The 20,880-nt window shown below is 55.3% G+C and carries 20 protein-coding genes; 16 read left to right on the forward strand and 4 right to left on the reverse strand.

Annotated elements, in window-relative coordinates; translation table 11 throughout:
- Positions 1 to 413 precede the first annotated feature (413 nt).
- The 4 genes from J7M22_03515 to J7M22_03530 are packed head-to-tail and all read right to left on the reverse strand — an operon-like array spanning position 414 to position 5,372.
- Positions 414 to 1,718 carry a hypothetical protein gene (locus J7M22_03515; protein MCD6505673.1) on the reverse strand — a complete coding sequence of 435 codons (1,305 nt, stop codon included), beginning with the start codon at positions 1,716 to 1,718 and terminating at the stop codon, positions 414 to 416.
- Positions 1,719 to 1,723: 5 nt separating this feature from the next.
- Positions 1,724 to 2,506: an outer membrane lipoprotein-sorting protein gene (locus J7M22_03520; protein ID MCD6505674.1), complete on the reverse strand. Its 783-nt coding sequence runs from the start codon at positions 2,504 to 2,506 to the stop codon at positions 1,724 to 1,726.
- Positions 2,503 to 4,764 carry an RND family transporter gene (locus tag J7M22_03525; protein ID MCD6505675.1) on the reverse strand — a complete coding sequence of 754 codons (2,262 nt, stop codon included), beginning with the start codon at positions 4,762 to 4,764 and terminating at the stop codon, positions 2,503 to 2,505. Before J7M22_03525 ends, J7M22_03520 begins: the two co-directional genes overlap by 4 nt.
- Positions 4,761 to 5,372 (reverse strand): helix-turn-helix transcriptional regulator, encoded by a 612-nt coding sequence (locus J7M22_03530; protein ID MCD6505676.1) that lies wholly within the window; start codon positions 5,370 to 5,372, stop codon positions 4,761 to 4,763. The genes J7M22_03525 and J7M22_03530 overlap by 4 nt, the downstream gene beginning before the upstream one ends.
- Before the next feature lie 183 nt (positions 5,373 to 5,555).
- On the opposite strand from J7M22_03530, the gene J7M22_03535 reads away from it, so the two are divergent.
- The 16 genes from J7M22_03535 to J7M22_03610 all read left to right on the forward strand — a co-directional run bounded on the left by J7M22_03535 (position 5,556) and on the right by J7M22_03610 (position 20,848).
- The gene (locus J7M22_03535; GenBank protein MCD6505677.1) at positions 5,556 to 6,749 is read left to right on the forward strand and encodes a methyltransferase; all 1,194 of its coding nucleotides are present in this window, start codon (positions 5,556 to 5,558) and stop codon (positions 6,747 to 6,749) included.
- Between the two features lies 1 nt (position 6,750).
- Positions 6,751 to 8,070 (forward strand): hypothetical protein, encoded by a 1,320-nt coding sequence (locus J7M22_03540; protein MCD6505678.1) that lies wholly within the window; start codon positions 6,751 to 6,753, stop codon positions 8,068 to 8,070.
- A 12-nt stretch (positions 8,071 to 8,082) separates the two neighbouring features.
- A complete protein-coding gene (locus tag J7M22_03545) occupies positions 8,083 to 9,366 on the forward strand; it encodes a hypothetical protein (protein ID MCD6505679.1) in 1,284 nt (427 codons plus the stop codon).
- Positions 9,367 to 9,467: 101 nt separating this feature from the next.
- Positions 9,468 to 10,097, forward strand: coding sequence for a class I SAM-dependent methyltransferase (locus tag J7M22_03550; protein MCD6505680.1), 630 nt, complete (start codon positions 9,468 to 9,470; stop codon positions 10,095 to 10,097).
- A gap of 9 nt (positions 10,098 to 10,106) precedes the next feature.
- On the forward strand, positions 10,107 to 10,931 hold the full coding sequence (locus J7M22_03555) for an MBL fold metallo-hydrolase (GenBank protein MCD6505681.1): 825 nt from the start codon (positions 10,107 to 10,109) through the stop codon (positions 10,929 to 10,931).
- Between the two features lie 61 nt (positions 10,932 to 10,992).
- Entirely contained in the window at positions 10,993 to 11,946 is a 954-nt protein-coding gene (locus J7M22_03560; GenBank protein ID MCD6505682.1) for a radical SAM protein, read from the forward strand.
- Position 11,947: 1 nt separating this feature from the next.
- A complete protein-coding gene (locus J7M22_03565; GenBank protein ID MCD6505683.1) occupies positions 11,948 to 12,727 on the forward strand; it encodes a P-loop NTPase in 780 nt (259 codons plus the stop codon).
- A 10-nt stretch (positions 12,728 to 12,737) separates the two neighbouring features.
- Entirely contained in the window at positions 12,738 to 13,061 is a 324-nt protein-coding gene (locus J7M22_03570; GenBank protein ID MCD6505684.1) for a hypothetical protein, read from the forward strand.
- 23 nt (positions 13,062 to 13,084) lie between these two features.
- Positions 13,085 to 13,324: a CooT family nickel-binding protein gene (locus J7M22_03575; protein MCD6505685.1), complete on the forward strand. Its 240-nt coding sequence runs from the start codon at positions 13,085 to 13,087 to the stop codon at positions 13,322 to 13,324.
- Positions 13,281 to 13,850 carry a DUF1684 domain-containing protein gene (locus J7M22_03580; GenBank protein MCD6505686.1) on the forward strand — a complete coding sequence of 190 codons (570 nt, stop codon included), beginning with the start codon at positions 13,281 to 13,283 and terminating at the stop codon, positions 13,848 to 13,850. The genes J7M22_03575 and J7M22_03580 overlap by 44 nt, the downstream gene beginning before the upstream one ends.
- Positions 13,843 to 14,541, forward strand: coding sequence for a DUF1638 domain-containing protein (locus J7M22_03585; GenBank protein MCD6505687.1), 699 nt, complete (start codon positions 13,843 to 13,845; stop codon positions 14,539 to 14,541). Before J7M22_03580 ends, J7M22_03585 begins: the two co-directional genes overlap by 8 nt.
- A 341-nt stretch (positions 14,542 to 14,882) precedes the next feature.
- On the forward strand, positions 14,883 to 16,295 hold the full coding sequence (locus tag J7M22_03590) for a hypothetical protein (GenBank protein MCD6505688.1): 1,413 nt from the start codon (positions 14,883 to 14,885) through the stop codon (positions 16,293 to 16,295).
- 38 nt (positions 16,296 to 16,333) lie between these two features.
- Positions 16,334 to 17,728, forward strand: coding sequence for a hypothetical protein (locus tag J7M22_03595; protein MCD6505689.1), 1,395 nt, complete (start codon positions 16,334 to 16,336; stop codon positions 17,726 to 17,728).
- A 12-nt stretch (positions 17,729 to 17,740) separates the two neighbouring features.
- A complete protein-coding gene (locus J7M22_03600) occupies positions 17,741 to 19,081 on the forward strand; it encodes a hypothetical protein (GenBank protein MCD6505690.1) in 1,341 nt (446 codons plus the stop codon).
- A gap of 197 nt (positions 19,082 to 19,278) precedes the next feature.
- Positions 19,279 to 20,697 (forward strand): hypothetical protein, encoded by a 1,419-nt coding sequence (locus tag J7M22_03605; protein ID MCD6505691.1) that lies wholly within the window; start codon positions 19,279 to 19,281, stop codon positions 20,695 to 20,697.
- Positions 20,666 to 20,848, forward strand: coding sequence for a hypothetical protein (locus J7M22_03610; protein MCD6505692.1), 183 nt, complete (start codon positions 20,666 to 20,668; stop codon positions 20,846 to 20,848). The genes J7M22_03605 and J7M22_03610 overlap by 32 nt, the downstream gene beginning before the upstream one ends.
- Positions 20,849 to 20,880: the final 32 nt, after the last annotated feature.

Genomic DNA, 20,880 nt, shown 5'->3' on the forward strand with positions numbered 1-20,880 from the left:
GAGTGCTTCAATGATTTGTGTTCAGATGCGGAGGTGATCTCCAGCTATACCTTATCGGCAGGATACGCTGCTGTTACAAGCGTAAGGCTTGACGGCAGTTGAAAAACTTTCTCGGTAACATTATCATTTGACTTGACACGGGTGGTCAAAAATATTTCTGAGGGGGTGTATAAGAATGTGGGGCGCAATGCCCTGTGCCTCTACACCTCCTTATCAAGCGGGTGGGTCTCCGAAATTGATCCCACCCACTTGATTAGGGTAAAAGAGTAAGGGAGTGGGGAACCCATTTAGGTGAAACAGTATAACACTCCTCCACCCGAATGGGTTCCCTTACCCAGATGGGAGGTGTTAAGAAAAACGATATCTTTTGACAGGGGTATAGCAGGGTGTGTAATTCATCCCCGGGTGATGAATCAGAATGAATACCTGACCTCCAAAAACGTCAGATCACCCAGGTGTTTCGAGATCATCGAGAAAGGTGAGGCTCCTTCCCCACCTGAGATTATAAGCCCCGCCTTTATCCAGAACGGATCGAGCGGTTTATAAGAGAGCTTGGGCAACAGCAGGTAATCATCAGCGGTAAAGTTGTAAACGCCTATAAGCTCCGCTTTTAAACTCTCCCTCATCCCCTCCCATGCCACCCTGACTGTCCCTATATGTTCCGTTTGGTGATTTTGGAAGCTCATCTCGTTTAACTTCCGAGCTATCATCTCCTCACGTCCGAACTCCTTGGGTTCCCTGAAGTTGAAGATGAACTTCTGGGCCAGCTGTAGACCCAGGGTGGTGTTCTCGAGAATCTCCTTCGAGAAACCACACACATGGTAGAAGTAGGGATTTTTAACGTTCGGGAGCGATCCGTTGGTATCCTCCGTCCTATAGTAAGCTCCCTCCCAATGCACTTCTACCGATCCGATCACGGTAGCCATATCCCCGCCCACCATGTAAAGCTTCTTATAACAGGGACGGATCAACGTCCTCATCGGCACCGTTTCTCCTCCCCCGTGGGGCTTATCTCCAGGAGATAAGGGCATCTCCCCCTCGTCTCCGATCGGATGGGTTTTGACGGTCAGATCCGGATCCCTATCGAACCCTCTGAACATCGATAACGAAAGATCGATATCCGCTACGGTAAGCTGGGCCCTTAAAAGGAGCTCCGTATCGATCAGCTTCATATCGGGGAGCAGAGGGAAGGTGGGATCGAACACCACTTCCATCGAGCTTGTCCGCTCTTTCACCCCTCTCATCGGATATCTGTTAGGGGTGAAGGTGGGGGAGGCGATCAACCTGAACGATAGGTTATCGGTAGGATAAACTCTCATATCAATGGAATCCACCCCTATCTTCATTTCCTCCATATCCGGGTAGATGTCCGAATAATCCCTAGGTGAGAGGATATCGGTGGGGTTGATCCAATCAGCTGTTCCGAACGAATAGATCTTCCTGCCGAACCCAACGTCCAGATGATCTGTGTAGATCTCGAGGTAGCACTCTATCGGTCTGATCTTAACCCGGTCACCTAAGAAGATGAAGTTCAAAGCGGCGAAGGCCGATCCTCCCTCCCCGCGCAGATCGGTTTTCAGCTGTAAGGTTGAGGCTGTCCTTCTAGCTCTGAACTCCTTATCCACCCGGACGTACTCCTCGAACCGGGTGTATCCTCCCATCTCGGCGAAGCAGATCGAGGTAAGAAACAGGACGAGAAGAGATCCGATCGATCTCATCGCATTCACCTCCTCAAAAGAGCCCTTTTGATGAAAAGGGAGTCCTTCAAGCCGGTGTTCACCTCTATATCTTTAAATTGAAAGACTGATCTGTGCCCTGAGGATAGGTTTTCGGCCACCATTTCGGTCTCGAACCACACCCCTTTGATCTTTTCGACCTTTGGGACGGTTATACGTTTGAAGAACGATCCGGATTTATCGTAATGGTCGGATCTCACCACGAGGTAGTTATCCTTTCTGACCCATTTTATCACCCTGGAGTATCCCGATTTCCTGACGACCTTTCTGCTTTTGGGGGACGCCTCGATCTTCCAACAGTCCTGACCGTTCACCTTCTCCTCCCCTATAAGTTTGTAGTTCCAATCCTCGAGTTCCCCCCCGCCTATATCGTAGTTGGAGAAATCCGTCCCCATAAAGCTTCCGGCCTTGCCGCTGGCGGCTATCCTTTTGACCTTCCTCAAGGCCGGGATGTAAATCCACATGTCGTCCTCTCTATTTTTATGCTCATGGATGAGGAGGCTGATACTGGCGGCGTCCTTGGGTTCGAGCATTCTCATAAGCATCTTCACCTCGCCGGTTTCGGGGTCCCTCTTCGAATAGCTCATAAACGCTTTGGTCCTCTCTAACCTCCCCTCTTTCCCGTAGAGCGTGACGATCACCTTGGATCTCATATCGTCCCAGCTGGGTCTGTTATGCACCTTCCACATGATCTGGTAGGCGTCCTCGGCTGTCCGGGATATAGATGTCAGGACTGAAAGGGCTGTGAGAATCACAAACATAGCTCTCATCGTTTCTCCACCCCCTTTCTTCTGATCCCCACGCTTATAACCGCCGGCAGGAAGAGCAGAGCGCCTGCCGCGCTTATCAGCATGGTCATGGCCACCATCTCCCCTAAGACCCTTATCCCCGAAAAGCTTGAAAGGGCTAAGACCAGAAACCCCAAGGCAACGGCTGAAGCGTTGTAAATTATCGCTCTGCCTACCGTAGCGGTGGATTTGGGGATATGGCGGATCATCCTATACCTGTTTATGTAATGCACGGCGTAGTCTATGCCGATACCTATGGCGATGGAAGCGGTTATAGCGTTTGCATGTGTCAAATGGATGCCGAAAAGGCCCATGATCCCGAAGTTCATCACCACGGTTGTAAACAGCGGTATGAGGCTCAATAGTCCCGCTCCGATCGACCTCAACACCATCGAGGTTATGATGAACACCAACCCGAAAGCAGCCGCCACGCTTTTTATCTGACCTCGAATTATCAGATCCTCAAAGATGATGAGGATCCTCGGAAGACCGGTGAGTTCCACTTTTAACCCTTTCGTATTCAACCCCCTCTTGAACTCCTCGAACCTCCTCAACACCTCCCTTAGCACCTTCGTATCCGAGGTGTCTAAGAAGACCGTCATATTGGCCACTTTGAAATCAGGGGTGACAAGCGCTTTGAGATCTTCCGGATCGGTGGACATCGTATAGAGGAAGATCAACTGTCCGGTCAGCTCCCTGGAATCCGGTATCCTGTAGAACTCCTTCCTCCCCTCATGCATCGCCATGTTCAGCTTTTTGATCAACGCGCACAGGGATCTAGCCTTTCTGATGTGAGGCAGGCTCAACATGAACCTTTCGACCTCCTCCATCACCTTCAGCGCCTCCGGATCTTTAAGCCCTCCTGCCTCTTCGGTCTCAAAGACGATGTTGAGGGGGGTGGTTCCGGCGAAGTGAGCGTTGATCCATTCATCGGCGACCCTTATCGGGTCCCTCTCCGAGAAATTCTCTATCTCGTTGACCGATGTGTTTATCCTGGGTATAAAGGCTGCGAAAACGATCGTTAGGACGGAGAATAAAGCTGTGACGATCCAACCTCTGCGGAACGTCAACCACCCCAATTTGGAAAGTACAACACCGAACCACCCCTCATCCTCCTCCGATGGGCGGAGCGATCCTTGAGGCCTTCTGAGGATCACCAGCCAGGCAGGGATGAATATAAGGGAGATCAGAAGGGCCAAGAACACCCCTAATCCGTTTATGAAACCGAAGGCCCTCAAGCTCTTTATCGAGGAGAGGCACAGCGAGAGGAATCCGGCTATGGTGGTCAGACCGGCTATAAGTACGGCGTTGCCTCGTCTTTGAAGCGTCCTCTCCACGGCCTCCCCCCTGTCATATCCCTCCCTGATCTCCTCATGAAACTGGTGGATAAGATGGATTCCGTAAGCGGTACCGATGGAGACCAGGAGCATGGGTATCATACTCGTCTCCACCCCCAGCGGTATTCCCAAAAGCCCCTGTATGCCCGTCACCCAAACCACGGAGAGGATAACGGTCGATATCGGTAACAGAACCCCCCTGACGTTTTTAAAGCTCACCCCAAGTACGATCATCGCTACCCCAACGGCTATCGGGAAGAGCAATCTCATATCCCTGTTTATACGTTCCGCCACGAACGCCTCGACCACGGGTTTACCGGCAAGGTAGAACCGCTCGGGCCCCTCATACCCCCTCAACATGTCGGAGATCATCCTGTACAGCCTTCTGATCTCCCTGTTTGTCAGTTCGGGATCGAGGACGACCAGGACGGCACCGGCCTTCATATCCTGTGAGAGGAGCATACCCGTGAACATCTCATCACCTTCGACGAGCTCCCTCACCCTCTCCGCTTCCTCCTCGGTCTGAGGCGGCTCCTCCATCACCGGGAAGATCTCTATCCCTTCCTCCGTGCCCATGATCTTGCTGATCGTGTAGAAGGATATGACATCCTTGACCCCTTTCATCGACTCTAGCTCATCGGTCAGGTCCGCTATCTTACCAAGCGTCCTCACTGAGAAGAGGTCGTTCGACTCTATCCCGATGAAGATCACCTCCGATGAAGTGAAAAGCTCCTTCATCCTGCTGTAAAACCTCACGGCGGGGATCGTCTGGGGCAACGAAGCTGAAAGCTCCGTTCTTATCCTCACCTTCGAGGTGAAATATCCCAGGCCTACCGTCACCGACAACAGGAGTGTGATGATCAGCTTCGGATGGCCCGCTATGAACCTGCCCAGGCCCCTCATCGCTCACCCCTTACCATCAGCTCCAGCAGCTGGATGAACGCCTCCGCCCCCCTCCTCGGATCTTCCCCCAACAGTATGTCAGATCCCAATCCTATCAGCTGGTACATCAGTACCTTCATAAACCGTTCCGGCTCCATGTCGATCCCCCCCTTTTTAAGCGCCATCTCGATCATACCGCTCAGCCTCATCCTGTGTTCCCTATGGACGTTGTCGAACTCCTTCGAACCTCCTCCTATCTCCAAGAGCCCCAGCTCAGCCGGTAGATATATCCTGAGGAAATCGATGTTGTCCCGGAAGAAATCGATGTAACTCTCAAACAACCTCCTCACCATCTCCACAAGTTCCATCTCGTCCTTTAGCTCATCGTAAAGCCTCTGGAAGAACTCCCTCGAGTAGGTCTCAAGAGCCTTCCAGAATATCTGATCCTTGCTGGTGAAGTAGTAATAGATGGTGGCCTTTCCCAACTCGGCCTCATCGGCGATCTCGTCCATGCTGGCTCTGTGTCCCCTCCTGGCGAAGACCCTGATAGCGGCGTCGATTATCGCCTTCCTCCTGGCCTCTCTCTCCCTTTCCCTTCTCAGTTCAAGCCTCTTTTTCGTCGACTTCATGGTCTATTTTCGACTATTCAGTCGATCTACTAGAAAAAAGTATAACATTAGCCCGTTCTACGTGTCAAGGGAATGGTGCATTCTTGCATTCTTGACAAGTCATGATCTCATGATCTGGAAAACTTGACATCGGCTTTCAACGGGGGGTATAATTGAGGTAAAATCTCAGCTGGAGGCGAGGCTATGACCTCGAGGGAGAGGGTTCTGGCCGCCCTGAGGCACAAGGAGCCGGACAGGGTTCCCGTGGATCTGGGTGGGATGTTCTCAACGGGGATCATGGGGATCGCCTATAACAGGCTGAAATCCTACCTCGGCATCAAGGGCGGTCGAACGCGGATGTATGATCTCATGCAGCAGTTGGCCGAGCCCGAACGTGAGATACTGGAGATCATCGGAGCCGACGTGCTGCCCGTTCTGATAGATGAACCCAAGGAGTGGAAGGAGAGCACCCTCCCCGACGGCTCACCCTGTGAGGTTCCGATTTTTTTCAATCCCGAAAAAGAGCCCGATGGCTCCTGGGTCCTTCGGGATGACGAGGGGCGCATCGTCTCGAGGATGCCCCCCGGAGGATATTACTTCGACTCCGTCTATCATCCGCTGGCCGATCTGAGGAGCGTCGAGGAGCTAAAGGGGATGGATTTCTTCTCACCCCTCAGCCGCGAGAGGCTGGATGATCTGCATAGGAGGGTCAAGGAGCTCTACGAGACCACGGATTATGCCCTGATGCTTAACGGCGCGGGGGGAATCTACGAGTGGGCCCAGGGCCTGCGCGGGTGGGATCAGTTTATGGTGGATCTCATCTCCGACCCCAAATTCGCCGGAGCGCTCCTGGATGAGCTGCTTGAGGCCAATATCAGACGGCTGGAGCAGATCCTGCCGGTCGTTGAGGGATACGTTCAGGTTATCCAGGTGGGGGATGACCTGGGGATGCAGGATGGGCCTCAGCTTTCACCCAAGTTGTATCGTGAGGTGGTCAAGCCCCGCCACAGGGAGCTGTACCGATATATCAAGGATCACTCAAGCGCCTACCTCTTCCTACACACCTGCGGCTCCGTCTATGAGTTCATACCCGATTTTATCGAGATGGGCGTTGATATCCTCAACCCCGTTCAGGTGAGCGCCAGGGACATGGATACGGCCAGATTGAAGAGGGAGTTCGGCAGGTATATCACCTTCTGGGGAGGAGGATGTGACACGCAGAAGGTGCTCCCCTTCGGCACCCCGGAGGAGGTGAGGGAGGAGGTCAGGCGCAGAATATCGGACCTCGCGCCCGGCGGCGGATTTGTGTTCACACAGGTTCACAACATCCAGGCGGATGTCCCGCCCGAGAACATAATGGCCATGTATGAGACCGTCAGAGAATTCGGGAGGTATTGACATGAAACCCCTGAGGGTTCAACCTGTTTATTTCGGGGGTGGCGATGCCCAAAAAGCCCTCGACGGGATAGCCGCTGATCTCCGATCGGTCCTGGGAGACATGGTCTCCCTCCTGTCCGTGGCCGTCGTCTCCAATAGCGCCTCAGCCGCAAGGTTGGATGATATCATATCCCCGGAGGCCGATGCCCTTCTCGCCCTGAACCTGCCCGTTTGGGGGGAGAGGCTGGCCCGAATTGGGAAACCCATACTCCTCTGGTCCGCCGGAGGGTATTACGGGGCATGGACGAGGGACAGGGTTTCCTTCCTGAGAAGCAAAGGGGCTGAGGTCTACGACTTCGTCACGCCCCAGGAGGCGAGGGAGACTATCAGGGCGTTGAGGGCGGTCTCGTTGATGCGCGGAAGCGCCATACTCTACTTCGGCGAGCCCGCCGGGTTGACCGGAAGATACGAAATGGCCGGGGTGATGGGATCATGCTGGGATTTCGAGGCCGTGAGGGAGAGGATCGGGCCATCCGTGAAGCTGATACCGAACTCCCATCTCCTCCAGATCGCCGACTCGATCCCGCACGGGGAGGCGAAGGAGACGATCGAAAGGTGGAGGGGTGATTTCGAGAGGATCGAGAACGATTGGGAGGGGAAGCTGATAGAGGTGGCGAGGTTATATGACGCCATGAAGGAGCTGCTCTCGATGAACGGGGCCAACGCCCTGACGATCAACTGTCTCTCCGATCTGTTCAAGCGGCGATTCGTCACACCATGTATCGCTCTCGCAAGACTTCTGGACGAGGGGATTCCGGCCGGATGCGAGGGGGATCTGAACACGCTGTTGACCATGATGCTTTTCCATTTCATCTCCGGGGAAACCCCCATAATGGGGAACATCTACCTCTTCAGGCCACAGCGCGGCCCCGGATTTCCGCCGCAGGATGTGATCCTGGAGGACACGAAGCTGTCGCTGAAATGCAACAGGGCGAGGTTCACGCACGACGTCATCCCCCTCAAGCCCGCCCTCACGAAATACAAATTGGCCGATTACCACAATTCCGGAAGGGGCGTCACCGCATACGCCGAACTCCCAAGGGGGGTGGCGACGTTCGGGAGGATAGATCCGAGGCTTGATAGGATCGTCTTCACCGTCGCCCGGATAGAGAGCACTGAAGATTCGGTTCACTGCAGGTTCTCAGCGTGGCTCAAGATGAGGGATACGGAGGGGTATGTGAGGAGCATCTCCAGCCATCACAGCGCCATGGTGTACGGCGACTGGAGCTCGACGCTACATAGGGCCGCGGAGATGCTCAAAATAAACGCTATCGAAATTTAAGGGGGTGTCGCTATGGCGACTAAGGTTATCGGAGTCGTATTGAGGCAGAGACAGTACTGGATGGGCTGGCCGGGAGCCGCCTATCCGGTTGACAGATACGAGAGGGAGTATCCCCAGCGGGCCGTCGAGCTCGGCCGCGAGGTGGGGGTGGATGTGGAGTTCGCCGACACGATATACGATGCCGAGGGGACGGAGAGGTTCCTGAAGGGGATCAAATCCAACCCTCCCGACGGACTGCTCCTCATACCGCTTTCGATGGGGATGTGGAACCTCGTGGATGAGATCACCAAGGCCGGTCTCCCCACCGTGATCTTCGCCTCCATAGGGACGGTCTTCACCGGGCACGTCTCGGCCAGATCGCGTCAAGAGGGCGTATACTTCATCTCCTCGCTCGACTTCCAGCAGGTGAGGACGGGATTGAGGATGATCGATACGAAGGGGAAACTCGCCGAAGAGAGGGTCCTCGTTCTCAGAGGTGATGGAATGGAACCCGTGGATTCGGTCGTCGAAAACCTCGGCATCAAAGTCAGGACGGTCGGAAGGGGGAGGGTCGTCGAAACGTACGAGAAGGTCGGCGAGACGGACGAGGTGAAGGAGATAGCGCGGTGGTATACGGACAACGCTTTGAAGATGGTTGAGCCCACCTCCGAAGATCTCATAAAAGCGGCCAGGATGTATGTGACCTGTAGGAGGCTGCTGGACGAATATGAGGCGACGGCGATAACGATGGACTGTCTCGGGCTTGTCGGCTCAAGGCTCATCGACACGACACCGTGCATGGCCTTCTCGAAGCTCAACGACGAGGGGACTCCGGCGGCGTGTGAGGCGGACATGGACGCCATATTGACCATGATCCTGCTGAAACATGCCTTCGGAAAACCATCCTTCATGAACGATCCCGTCCCCGAAACCGTGAGGAACATCCTCGTGGCCGCCCACTGCACCAGCCCGACGAGGCTCGACGGATATGGGACGAAACCCGAACCCTTCATCCTGAGAAGCCACTCGGAATCGAACATCGGCGTCTCGATGCAGGTGCTCTGGAGGGTAGGAGAGGAGATAACGCTGGCCAAGTTCCAGGGACCGAAGAGGATGATCGTCGGCTCGGGAACGGTTATCGGGAACGTGGATACGCCCCCGGCTGGCGGTTGCAGAACGTCCGTTGAGGTGAGGATGAAGGGGATCGAGGACGTCAGGGACACCAAGGGATTCCATCAGCTTCTCTTCTACGGCGATCACGCCAGGGAGCTGAAGGACCTCTGTCAACTGCTCAAGGTGGAGGTTACGCCGATGTAGGTTGGCGACAAGGAGACGGGAGACAGGAAACAGGAGACAGGGAAAAAAGAGAGTGCGTAAAGCGTATTGCGTAAGGCATAGAGCGTATGGAGGGTTAGGATTTGTCCGGCATCTTCGACGAATACTACAGGGAGTATGATCTCTGGTATGAGAGGAACAGGCTCGCGTATCTGTCCGAACTGGAGGCCGTTAAAATCGCGCTGCCTGAAGAGGAGGGCAGGGGCTTGGAGGTCGGCGTGGGCACGGGTAGGTTCGCATCTCGCCTGGGAATCCCCTACGGCATAGATCCCTCGTTCAGGATGGCAAAGCTCGCCGAAGATCGAGGTGTAAGGGTAATAGTTGCAAGGGGCGAGGAGATGCCCTTCAAAGATGATGAGTTCGACTATGCGCTTATCGCCATCACCATCTGCTTCGTCAGAGATCCCGAAAGGGTGATACGCGAGACGAGAAGGGTTTTGAGGGATGGAGGGAGGATCATCGTCGCCATAATCGATAGGGATAGCTTCCTGGGCAGGGCTTATCAGGCCAAGAAGAGCAAGTTCTACGAGGAGGCCAGGTTTTTCTCAGTCGATGAGGTGGTGAACCTGCTCGGGGAGTCCGGATTCGATGACTTCTCCCTCCTCCAGACCATCTTCCGCTTTCCCCATGAGCTGGAGGAGGTTGAAAGGGTTGAGATGGGCTACGGCAGGGGAGGGTTCGTCGTGATATCCGCCCGGAAGATAGGGAGGTGAAATCTCACCTTGTCGATATCCATCCGGCTCTGTCTTCTCCTGCTTATCCCGCTCGTCCTGGCGGGATGTATCGAGGAGGAGACCGAGGAAGAAATCCCAAAAAAGACGGAACCTGCGGAGGGTGTGAAATTGACGATACTGTATGACAACAACCCCGGCGATCCGAATCTGAGGTCCGCCTGGGGATTTAGCTGCTTGGTTCAGATGAAGGGGATGAACCTGCTCTTCGACACGGGCGGCGATTGGAGAACCCTTGAGCATAACATGCGGGAGCTGAGGGTCGATCCGAGATCGATCGGGATCGTCCTGCTCTCACACGCTCACGGCGATCACACGGGAGGGCTCGGCGGGTTCCTTGAGGTCAATCCGAACGTCGAGGTGTGGCTGCCGGGATCGTTCCCGCCCAGTTTCAAAAGATCCATATCCCAGGCGGGGGCGATAGTGAGAGAAGTCGGCCCCGATCCCGTGGAGATAAGGCCAAACCTGTTCTCGACGGGCGAGATGGGCACGTGGATAAAGGAACAATCCCTGGTGATCCGACTGAAGGCGGGGCTCGCCGTGATAACCGGATGCGCCCATCCGGGCGTGGTGAGCATCGTTCAACGGGCAAAGGAGAGGATCGGCGGGGAGGTCTACCTCGTGATGGGAGGATTCCACCTGGGAGGGGCAAACGACAGGGAGCTCAGATACATCATCTCCAGCTTCAGAGGACTCGGAGTGCGAAAGGTCGCGCCCTGCCATTGCTCCGGGAACAGGGCGAGGGAGCTTTTCAGACAGGAGTATAACGCCGATTACATAGATGCTCATGTCGGCTTGGTTATCGAGCTGCCCTGAATAACAGCCATCCTCGGTCATTAGTCCCGTGAGGAATTAACGGTAAAGGGAGGGAAACGCTATGGTGTTCGGGCCGGTTCCATCGAGACGGCTGGGGCAGAGCTTAGGGATAAATAACATACCTCCGAAGATCTGCTCCTACTCCTGCGTGTATTGTCAGATCGGCAGAACGGCGAGGATGCAGATAAGGAGGGAGCGATTCTACGATCCTGAGGGAATCGCCGAGGAGGTCGAGACGAGGGTGAAGGAGCTGCGGGAAGGCGGGGAGCGTGTGGACTATCTGACGTTTGTTCCCGACGGAGAGCCCACGTTGGACATCAACCTGGGCCGTGAGATCGATCTCCTTAAACCCATCGGCGTGAAGGTCGCCGTTATCACCAACGCCTCGCTCATATGGGATCCCGATGTGAGGGAGGATCTCTCCAAGGCTGACTGGGTTTCGCTCAAGGTGGACGCTGCAACCGAGGGGGTGTGGCGTAGGATCAATAGGCCGTACGGCGCTTTGAAGCTGGAAGCGATATCGGAGGGGATGAGGACGTTCTCGGAGGAGTTCGAAGGGGTGTTAGCGACCGAGACGATGATGGTCCGAGGCTTGAACGACGGAGAGGATGAGATCGAAAGGATAGCCGATCGCCTCTCGTCGATATCGCCGGATATAAGCTACATATCCATCCCCATAAGGCCGCCCGCAGAGGGATGGGTCGAACCCCCGGAGGAAGAATCCATAAACATGGCCTATCAGATCTTCAGCGATAGGGGCCTGAAGGTCGAATATCTCATCGGCTATGAGGGAAACGCCTTCGCGTTTACGGGGGATATCAGGGAGGATCTCCTGAGCATCACGGCGGTTCATCCGATGAGGGAGGAGGGCGTGAACGAGCTTCTGAGAAAGGCTCACGCCGGATGGGATGTCGTGAGGGAACTGGTGGAGGGAGGAAAGCTGGTGGAGCTGGAGTATGAGGGTGGAAGGTTTTATATGAGAAAACTGTCCGGCGTCGGGCGAGGAGGAAGCTGAGATGAAGATCTCCGTCTGCGGGAAGGGAGGAAGCGGCAAAAGCACCGTCGTAGTCCTCATGGCAAGGGGGCTGCGCGAGAGAGGATATGAGGTGCTGGTCGTCGACTCGGACGAGTCGAATCCGGGGCTTTACAGGATGCTCGGCTTTGAGAGGAGGCCGAATCCGCTCCTGGAGCTCGTCGGCGGGAAGAAGAACGTGTTTAAAACCTTCTCACGGGGCTCCGATTCCCAGAGCATCCTGACCCGACAGGAGATCCGAACGGCGGAGCTTCCGCCTCAATACGTGGAGGAGAGAGACGGGATCAGATTGGTCTGTATAGGTAAGATCCTCCAATCCCTCGAGGGCTGTGCCTGCCCGATGGGTGCCCTGAGCCGCGAATTCCTGAAGAGATTACGCCTGGAGAAGGATGAGATAGCCGTGATCGATATGGAGGCCGGCGTGGAGCACTTCGGCAGAGGCGTTGAGACGAGCGTGGATGGCGTTCTGATCGTCGTCGAACCCTCTTTCGACTCGCTGGAGCTGGCCGAGAAGATAAACGCCCTCGCCTCTGAGGTCGGACTGAAAAACGTATGGGCCGTCCTGAACAAAATCCAATCCCAGGAGCTCAAGCTGAGATTGACTGATGGGCTCAGGGCGAAAGGCGTGAACGTGATCGGCGCTATCAGCCACGATCCGGATATCTTCCTCTCCTCGCTGGAGGGCCGACCGCCGCGCGGCGATAAGGCGGCGAGGGATATGGAGGGGATATTGGACGTAATAATGCTGGAAGGTAACCGATGAGCGCTATAGGATGCCCGGTGTGATCGCTAAGCTCATCAAACATGCCTCCGAGACCGGCCGTTGGGAACCGGAGGAGGCCATCCTCAGTTGTCTCAGGGAGGGAGAGGATAAGAGAGAGGGCGACAAATTGAAGCTCTTCCAGGGCCTGAAGGATAGGGCTCGAAACGGCAAGGTGACGCCACATACCTTTCGCCGGGTAATCACCGAGCTGGGGTTGGAGGTCGATATAGATCAGGCCATAGCCGAGTTCAAGGCCCTCGGCATGATAAGCCCCTCTCTACATCGCACCCTCTCCTCCGGAATCATCGAATATGAGATCAATCCCTCGCTTTGAGGGAAAGGCTTTGGGAGGTTACCATGTGTCTAGCCACCGTTTATCTGGAGGACGGCGATCAGAGGGAGGAGGTCCTATCCGACGTGATACAGATCGAGTTTAAAGGGGAGGGCGTGTTGATGACCACCCTCCTGGGCGAGGAAAAGCTGTTTCAGGATAGGATAAAGAGCATAGATCTGATGGAGGGCACCATTCTGATCGAGAAAGGGGTGAGACCCGATGGATATCTCCGAGTGGAGGAAGGAGATCGAGAGGGAACGTGAGGGGAAGGATTGGTTCTTCGCCGAACACTGGCAATCGCCTATACCCCTTGAGGATAGAGCTAAGTTCAAAGGCCTCGACTACTTTCCACCCGATCCGAATTACAGGTTTGAGCTTGAGCTTCACGAGCATAGAGAGAAGGAGAGGATAAAGATGGCCTATACCGGCGGAGAGGAGAAGGAGTTCATCAGATGGGGCGAGTTCAGGTTCAGAGTCGAAGATAGGGAGGTAAGGCTCCAGGCCTATAAGGGGGATTCTGAGGAGGAGACTTTGTTCATCCCCTTTAGGGACGCCACCTCCGGCAAGGAGACATACGGCGCAGGGCGATATATCGACCTCGATCCCCGAAGGGACAGGACTTCCGACGGGAAGTGGATCCTCGATTTCAACAAGGCATATAACCCCTGGTGCGCCTATAGCGAGATGTATACCTGCCCCTTCGTCCCACCCGAGAATTGGCTCGATGTGCCGATACGAGCTGGTGAGAAGGATTATCCTCTCAGAAAGGGGAGAAAAAACCATGGGTGATCGGAAATCCTTCGAGGATCGGTGCATCATCTCCTGCGGTATGTTGTACCCGGAGCTGAGGTATCTGATGGGAACGGGGTTCCTGAACCCATTCAAGATCATGTTCACCCCGCCGGGTCTGCACGCCAAACCCGATGAGCTCGAAAGACAACTCATAAGGAGATTGAAGAGGGATAAGGAGCTCTGTCCTCCCCACAAGATCATCGTGGTATACGGCAGGAAATGCTATGTCAACGTCGACGAACCGACCAAGAGGGTGGACTCGATAATCGAATCCCAGGGCGAGGGGATCAGAAGGGTGCAGGGAGATTACGGCTATGACATGCTAGCAGGTATCGAGGAGAGGGAGAGGATAAGCGGCGGCGAGGCCGATAAGATCCTCTGGTTCACCCCGGATGGCTCGAGAACTGGAAGACGGTCTATCAGAGATATTTCGGCTGGGACAAAGCCGACGCGAACGCGAACTTCCCGGGGTTTTACACAAGAAGATAATCGTCCTGGATGGCATAGGGGCGTCCGAGAGATACATCAACGAACATCCCGAGAAGATACTGGAGCTTTTCCTGGAATGTTTCTATCGTGCCCAGCCTCCAACCTGATATGCTGGAGGTTGAAACGCTGGAGTCGCTCATCGCCAAGCTCGAGGGGCAGATCAGCAGGCTCGAAAGGATCGGCCTGGATACCGATCTGATCAAAAGGCAGTCCCTCATCACCCCCAGTTGTGGGGCCGGTTCGCTCACGGAGGATCTCGCCGCCAGGGCGCTGCGGTTAACCTTCGAGCTCTCCCAAGCTCTGAGGGAGGAGCTGTAACCGTTTCGCCAAAGGACACGAGGGCGAGAAATTATGGGGCGAGAGGTTCTACTCGCCCGAACAGGTGAGAGAGATGCTGACCGATTCCGGCTTTGAGGAGGTCAGCGTGGAGGAGGTGCCCGACGAGCACTTCATGTTCGCATAGGCCAGAAAGCCGAGGTAGATAAAGACGAAAGGCCCTCCGGCATGGAGGGGAAAACCGATGGGAGGAGGAGTTCCATCATGAACGAAAAGGCCAGGATATACACGATATTCGCCTCCCGGGGATACGGAGGGGCGGGTGGGCCGCCTGAGAGGCTCATCTCAAACGATCAGCTCCTCCGCAGGTTGGAGGAGAGATGCGGAGGGGTGGATTTCATATCGAGGGATCTGACCAAGGGATTTGACGTACAATCCGCCCTCAACGAGCTTGAGGATCTGAGGGGGGAGCTAGACGGTGTGCTCATCATCGGGGTCACAAGGGAATACAGGCTTATCTTCACCGGATTGCCCACCATAGTCGTTTATAATCTGTTCGAATTCATGAACATCCCCTATGAGCTCTTCATCGAGAGGGGCAGAGTCCTGACGGCCACCCTGGACAGGATAGGCACGACATCTCCCTCCATCTCCTCCGCCATGTTCGACGATCTCGTGGATAAGATAGATCTGATCAGGGTTCTCAGCAGGATGAGGAGATCTACGATGATCTCCATCTCACCCTATAAGCATTTTCACGCTGTGGATTATCAGGGCGATATACACGATCAGCTCCCCGAGGGATACAACGAGGCCTACACCGAGGCGCTGAGGGAGTCGCTGGGCGTGAAGCTCATAAGGGTGGAGCCGGCGGAGTTCTACGATGCCGTGAAGGAGGTCGATGAAAGGGACGCCGAGGGAATAGCCAAAATGTGGATCGGCGAGGCGAAGGAGGTGAAGGATACCACCGAGGAGGAGGTGGTGAAGGCGGCGAAGATGTATCTGGCGTTTGAGATGTTAAGGAGGAGATACGGCGCCGTGGCAATATCAACTCACATGAGATCGCTCACAGGCAGCGGTAAGGTGGAGGATATGGCCTGGCCGGGCATAGGCATCATGGAGTTTCAGAAGAGAGGGCTGGTGGGGGTATGCCAGGATTATCCCAACATAGCGGCAACCCATCTGCTGGGACTTTATGCCACCGGCAGGCCGAGCATGCTCGGCGACCTCATGGTGGACACCTTCAACGGGGTGGATATCATCCTCCACTGCGGCGCCCCGATCAACCCCCATGGCAACGATAGGGTCCCCTACACCATCTGGTCACACGCTCAGAGCCCCGTGAGGGGAACGGGGAAACCGGGCTCAGGAACCGGGGTGCAGGTGGATCTGCCCGTAGGCGAGCCCGTCACGGTGTGGAAGCTGGATGTCCTCAACAGGAGGATACTCCTGCATACCGGCGTAAGCGTCGACGGACGATCCCTCTACAGGGGATTTGACGAGCTGATGTGCAGGACGAAACTGGTCGTCAAAGTCGAGGCCGAAAAGGTCCAAAGCCGCTTCTGTCCGGGAAGATACGGGATCCACAGGGCGGCGACCTTTGGCGATCTGAGGGATAAGGTCAAAAAGATCGCCACGCTGATAGGGTTTAAGGTTATAGAGGAGGACCGATCATAATTACAGCTTTCAGCTTTTAGCTGGGGAGGGAAACGATTATGGCTAGAATATATACGATCTTCACATCGTCCGGCCTTCAGGGTGAGTGTCGGATCTTCCCCCTCTATCACCCTGAGGTGGAGATAGTCTCGAACGAGAGGATACTGGCCGGATTGAAGGCCAGATGTGAGGGCGTGGAGTTTCTCGGCGAAACCGCCCCCGTAAGGGCGGGGGATGCCATAGCGAAGGTGAGGGAGCAGAGGGAAAACCTCGACGGGGTGCTCTTCTTCGGATCTCCGCCCGATGAGCTGATATCACTCGATCTGCCCACGGTGGCCGTCTACCCCCTCTGGGGACAGTGGATGTATCCCTTCCACGCCTATAAGGGCGGGAGGGTTCTGACATCCGTCCTGTCCGTGATACCCGATAGGGACGAATCCCTTTTCTCATCCAGGCTGGACGACATAGCTGGAAAGATCAAGCTGATCGACGCCATAGCGAGGATGAAAGGGCTGAGGGTGCTGGTGGTTACGGACAGGCCCGTCCTCGGCGAATATGAGCCCACAGGACTTCAGGTTGGGGGGGACAGAAAGGGATATGAGGAGAGATACCTGCGTAACCTGAGGGAGACGCTCGGGACGGAGCTGGTGGCGATACCGCAGCGGGAGATGGTGGATAGGATGAACAGGGCTGACGAGGAGGAGGCCGAGAAGGTCGCCGAGAGGTGGATAGATGAGGCGGCGGGGATGAGGGGAACCAACAGGGAGGAGGTGGTGAAATCCGCAAAGCTCTATCTCGCCATGAAGGAGCTGATGGAGGAGCATAACTGCCAGGCGATAACCACCGAAGGCTACACGGTCTTCCAGTATTACAGGGAAGGCCCCATTCCGTCCCAGGGTCTGCCCGCCTCACAGTTTTACACGGACGGCGTGGTCGCCACATCTGAGACCCTGATAGACTCGCTGATCACACAGCAGCTCGGCCTCTTTCTGACGGGGAGCACCGGCTTCAACGGCGACTACCTCTTGGACACCTTCACCGAGATAGCCATCATCGGCCACTGCGAGTGCCCCTTCAATCCCTGGGGCGACGATAGGAAGGTCCCCTACATCATAAGAAACCTGCCCCTGTGGGAGGAGAACAAGGGGGGCGCATGCGTCCAGGTGAACCTGCCCATAGGCGAGACCGTCACCGTCGCCAAGATAAGCGTGCACGATAAAAAGATGACCCTCTTCACCGGGGAGACCGTCTCGGGCGAGGAGCTGTTCCCCTATTGGGATGACATCCTCTGCAGGACGAAGCTGGCCATCAGGACGGACACGAAGGCCCTGCTCGGGAACCTCGACTGGAAGACGTTCGGCAACCACAGGGTGGCCTTCTACGGGGATCACAGGGAAAGATTCAAGGATCTCGCCACTCTGATGGGATATGAGGTCGTGGAGGACGACCGATAAGGAGAAAGAGATATGGACAGGATGAGGGTCGTCGGTTTAATCTTGGGATCTCATGGGACATCACCTGACTCCATCGACAGGGGGAATCCCTCCTTTAAGCCCACACCCATACCGGAATCGGTTAAAGAGGAGATAAGGGAGGGCTTCATAGGAGCGCTGCCTAAAGATGTCGATTTCGATCTGATGGAGGTGACGGGGGAGCATCAGCTCATCGAGCCGATCAAGGCCGATGCCTACGTCGTTTTCCCGTTCCAAAGCATACATGACAGGTGGTTGCATGCCCTCTATTCCCATAACAAGCCGCTTGTGATAGCTACGCTTCCTCTCGCGGAGGTTTTCTCCTACGGGAACGTGTATTATCCCTACTTCATCAGAGACGCCCGTGAGATAGACGAAAGGCTCGGCTTAAGATCGAAGTTCTTCCTATCGCGGAACTGGGACGATCTCTCCCTGCTCCTGCGGGCGATCGAGGTGGATTATAAGCTCAGGCACACCCGAGCGGTCTGCATCGGGGAGCCCATGTATGAACCTTTTCACTCCCCCGAGTGGGGTTACGCTATGGTCAGGTTGGCCCAGGAGAAATTCGGCCTGACATGGCTCCAAATGAGCTCGGAGAGCTTTATAAATCTGTGGAACGGATGGAGGGGTGAAATCGATATCAGCGATATAAAGGGGAGGGCGAGGAACATCTATGGGCTCGATGATGAGGCGCTGGGCGAGGCGAAGAAGATGTATCTGATCCTCAGATCCATCCTGGAGGGGGAAGAGGCGAACGCCCTCACCATCAACTGCCTCGCCTCCATCATATTGCGCAGGCTGAATGTGACGCCATGCTATGCTCTCTCGCTGCTGAACGATGAGGGTATCCCCGCCGCCTGTGAGGCCGATACCACCACCCTAGTGGATATGCTCATAACCGTATACGCCTCGAACTCCCCCGGATTCATGGTCAACCCATATCTGTTCCCGGCCGATAACCGCCTTCTCGTCTCCCACTGTACCTCCCCCACGCTACATCGATATGGGGATATAAGGAGGGATGAATTCGATCTCCGAACTCACTTTGAGAGCAACCTGGGGGTCGCCCCCCAGGTCTTTAAGGAGGCGGGAGAGAGGGTAACCATCACGGGGATCTCCCACGATTCATTGGACAAGATGTTGATCATATCCGGTGAGATAGAGGAGAACACGCTTTTCTCAACCTGCCGCTCTCAGGTGATCATCAGGGTGAACGATGCCAAGGAGATAGCGGAGAGCTACCAGGGGAGACACTGGATAGTGGTCTACGGCGACCACAGGGAGATGATAGGGAAGGCGAATGAGGTTCTAGGGATTCAGAGCGTTATGCTTTAACGCTTAAGGGAAGAGAGGATAGGAAATGATGAAGAATCTCGCTCGCTGGGCGGTTTTGGTGAGTCTGAGTTCCTCCGCCGGGCATATACGGACTACGGCGCCCACTTCACGGTTGTGTCCGGCGACTACGTCCAAAAACTGAGAAACCTGGCGGAGATGCTCGGCATAGAACTAGAGCTGATATGAGGTGGTCAGGAATGAAGGCCAAGATATACACCATCTTCCTCCCCGCTTACTCTCCCAAGAAAAGCGAACTTCTGAGGAGACTGGGGGAGGAGCTGAACGATGTGGATTTTATCGGCCTGGACGAGCTTTCAGGCATCATGGCCACAGAGGGAAGGGAGGAGACGTATCGGAACATAAGGAGGATGAGGGAGGAGATAGACGGAATACTGGTGTTCGGCGGCTACTTGGACCGCGAGCTCACCTCCTTCGGATTGCCCGTTATAATCGTGAGGTCGCTCTTCGGCATTGGTGATTGGGAGAAGGGAATCCTCAGCTTCTATAAGGGCGAAAAGGTGCTGACAGCCTGTCTCTCCGACTACGACATCTTCACCACCGCCTCCGCATCGAGGTTCAACGACCTCCTCGATAAGATCAGGCTGATATCCGCTCTGAGGAAGGTGAAGGGGTCAAAACTGCTGGTGGTTCAGGAGCCGGAGATACTGGGAAGCTACGACATACTGGGGATGGACTTCCACTCCCCCCTCCCCGAGGATTACAACGACGTCTATTCGGAAAGCCTGAGGGAGATAGGCCTGGAGGTGGTTCACGCAAGCCTAACCGAGTTAAACGAGGAGATAAGCGGGATAAACGAGGATAAGGCCGGGGAGATCGCAGATATGTGGATGGAAGAGGCCGAAGAGGTGAAGGAGACGAATAGGGAGGAGGTGCTGAAGGCGGCTAGGATGTATTTAGGGATGGAGAGGCTCATGGACAGGTATGAGGCAACTGGGATAGCCATAAGGAGCCTCGTCCCCTGGGTGAGGGGAAAGATAGAGGTTACCCCGTGCCTTGCGAACACCGAGCTGAACAAGCAGCTCAGGGTAGGGGTCTGTGAGGGCCTTGTCAATAGCGCCATCACTGAGATGTTCGGCATCTACATCACTGGCAGGCCGAGCTTCGTCGGGGATGTTATAGGGATAGATAGGGTCAACGATACTGTGACCTTCGCCCACTGTCAGTGCCCGATAAATCCCCACGGTGACGACAGGGTGCCTTACATCATAAGGAGCCACGCTCTGCAGAGGTGGAACAGGAGATTGCCCGAGGACTACCCCGAGGCCGGACCGACCCTCAGCGCTGTCGTCCAGGTGAGGCTTCCCACAGATGAAGCCGTCACGGCGGTGAAGCTCAGCCTTTATGAGAGAAAGATCGCCTTAAGCACAGGCGTAAGCGTCCCGGGTGGAGGGCTTTACACCGATTTCGACGACATACTCTGTAGGACTAAACTCGTCATGAAGACCGACACCGAGGCGTTCGAGAGGAAATACGATACCGTCACCTTCGGGGTGCATAGGAACATCATCTACGGCGATCACAGGGAGAGGTTTAAGGATCTGGCCGTTCTCCTCGGATATGAGGTTGTGGAGGAGATGTCATCAACCTTGCTATAAGATGTCGGTTGACGGCGCTGAATTTGACGACTTTAAGATGCTCGGCCCAACCGGAGTTTCCCCCGATGCCGGTGCCGAGCTGATAGCTTTGGCGGCAGAGGAGGCGTTCAGAGAACTTTACCCTCTTCCAGGCTGGCGCCAAACCCCGTGATCTGGCTCATCAAAAACATATATATGGGGGGA

The organism is Candidatus Poribacteria bacterium (assembly GCA_021162805.1).
In the GTDB taxonomy this organism is placed as follows: domain Bacteria; phylum Poribacteria; class WGA-4E; order B28-G17; family B28-G17; genus JAGGXZ01.

Bases quoted from the DNA above. Each gene is read 5' to 3' on its own strand.
- J7M22_03600 (MCD6505690.1), top strand. From the start codon at position 17,741: ATGGACAGGATGAGGGTCGTCGGTTTAATCTTGGGATCTCATGGGACA.
- J7M22_03560 (MCD6505682.1), top strand. From the start codon at position 10,993: ATGGTGTTCGGGCCGGTTCCATCGAGACGGCTGGGGCAGAGCTTAGGG.
- J7M22_03535 (MCD6505677.1), top strand. From the start codon at position 5,556: ATGACCTCGAGGGAGAGGGTTCTGGCCGCCCTGAGGCACAAGGAGCCG.
- J7M22_03565 (MCD6505683.1), top strand. From the start codon at position 11,948: ATGAAGATCTCCGTCTGCGGGAAGGGAGGAAGCGGCAAAAGCACCGTC.
- J7M22_03545 (MCD6505679.1), top strand. From the start codon at position 8,083: ATGGCGACTAAGGTTATCGGAGTCGTATTGAGGCAGAGACAGTACTGG.
- J7M22_03570 (MCD6505684.1), top strand. From the start codon at position 12,738: ATGCCCGGTGTGATCGCTAAGCTCATCAAACATGCCTCCGAGACCGGC.
- J7M22_03515 (MCD6505673.1), bottom strand. From the start codon at position 1,718: ATGAGATCGATCGGATCTCTTCTCGTCCTGTTTCTTACCTCGATCTGC.
- J7M22_03580 (MCD6505686.1), top strand. From the start codon at position 13,281: ATGGATATCTCCGAGTGGAGGAAGGAGATCGAGAGGGAACGTGAGGGG.
- J7M22_03520 (MCD6505674.1), bottom strand. From the start codon at position 2,506: ATGAGAGCTATGTTTGTGATTCTCACAGCCCTTTCAGTCCTGACATCT.
- J7M22_03605 (MCD6505691.1), top strand. From the start codon at position 19,279: ATGAAGGCCAAGATATACACCATCTTCCTCCCCGCTTACTCTCCCAAG.
- J7M22_03590 (MCD6505688.1), top strand. From the start codon at position 14,883: ATGAACGAAAAGGCCAGGATATACACGATATTCGCCTCCCGGGGATAC.
- J7M22_03585 (MCD6505687.1), top strand. From the start codon at position 13,843: ATGGGTGATCGGAAATCCTTCGAGGATCGGTGCATCATCTCCTGCGGT.
- J7M22_03540 (MCD6505678.1), top strand. From the start codon at position 6,751: ATGAAACCCCTGAGGGTTCAACCTGTTTATTTCGGGGGTGGCGATGCC.
- J7M22_03530 (MCD6505676.1), bottom strand. From the start codon at position 5,372: ATGAAGTCGACGAAAAAGAGGCTTGAACTGAGAAGGGAAAGGGAGAGA.
- J7M22_03575 (MCD6505685.1), top strand. From the start codon at position 13,085: ATGTGTCTAGCCACCGTTTATCTGGAGGACGGCGATCAGAGGGAGGAG.
- J7M22_03525 (MCD6505675.1), bottom strand. From the start codon at position 4,764: ATGAGGGGCCTGGGCAGGTTCATAGCGGGCCATCCGAAGCTGATCATC.
- J7M22_03595 (MCD6505689.1), top strand. From the start codon at position 16,334: ATGGCTAGAATATATACGATCTTCACATCGTCCGGCCTTCAGGGTGAG.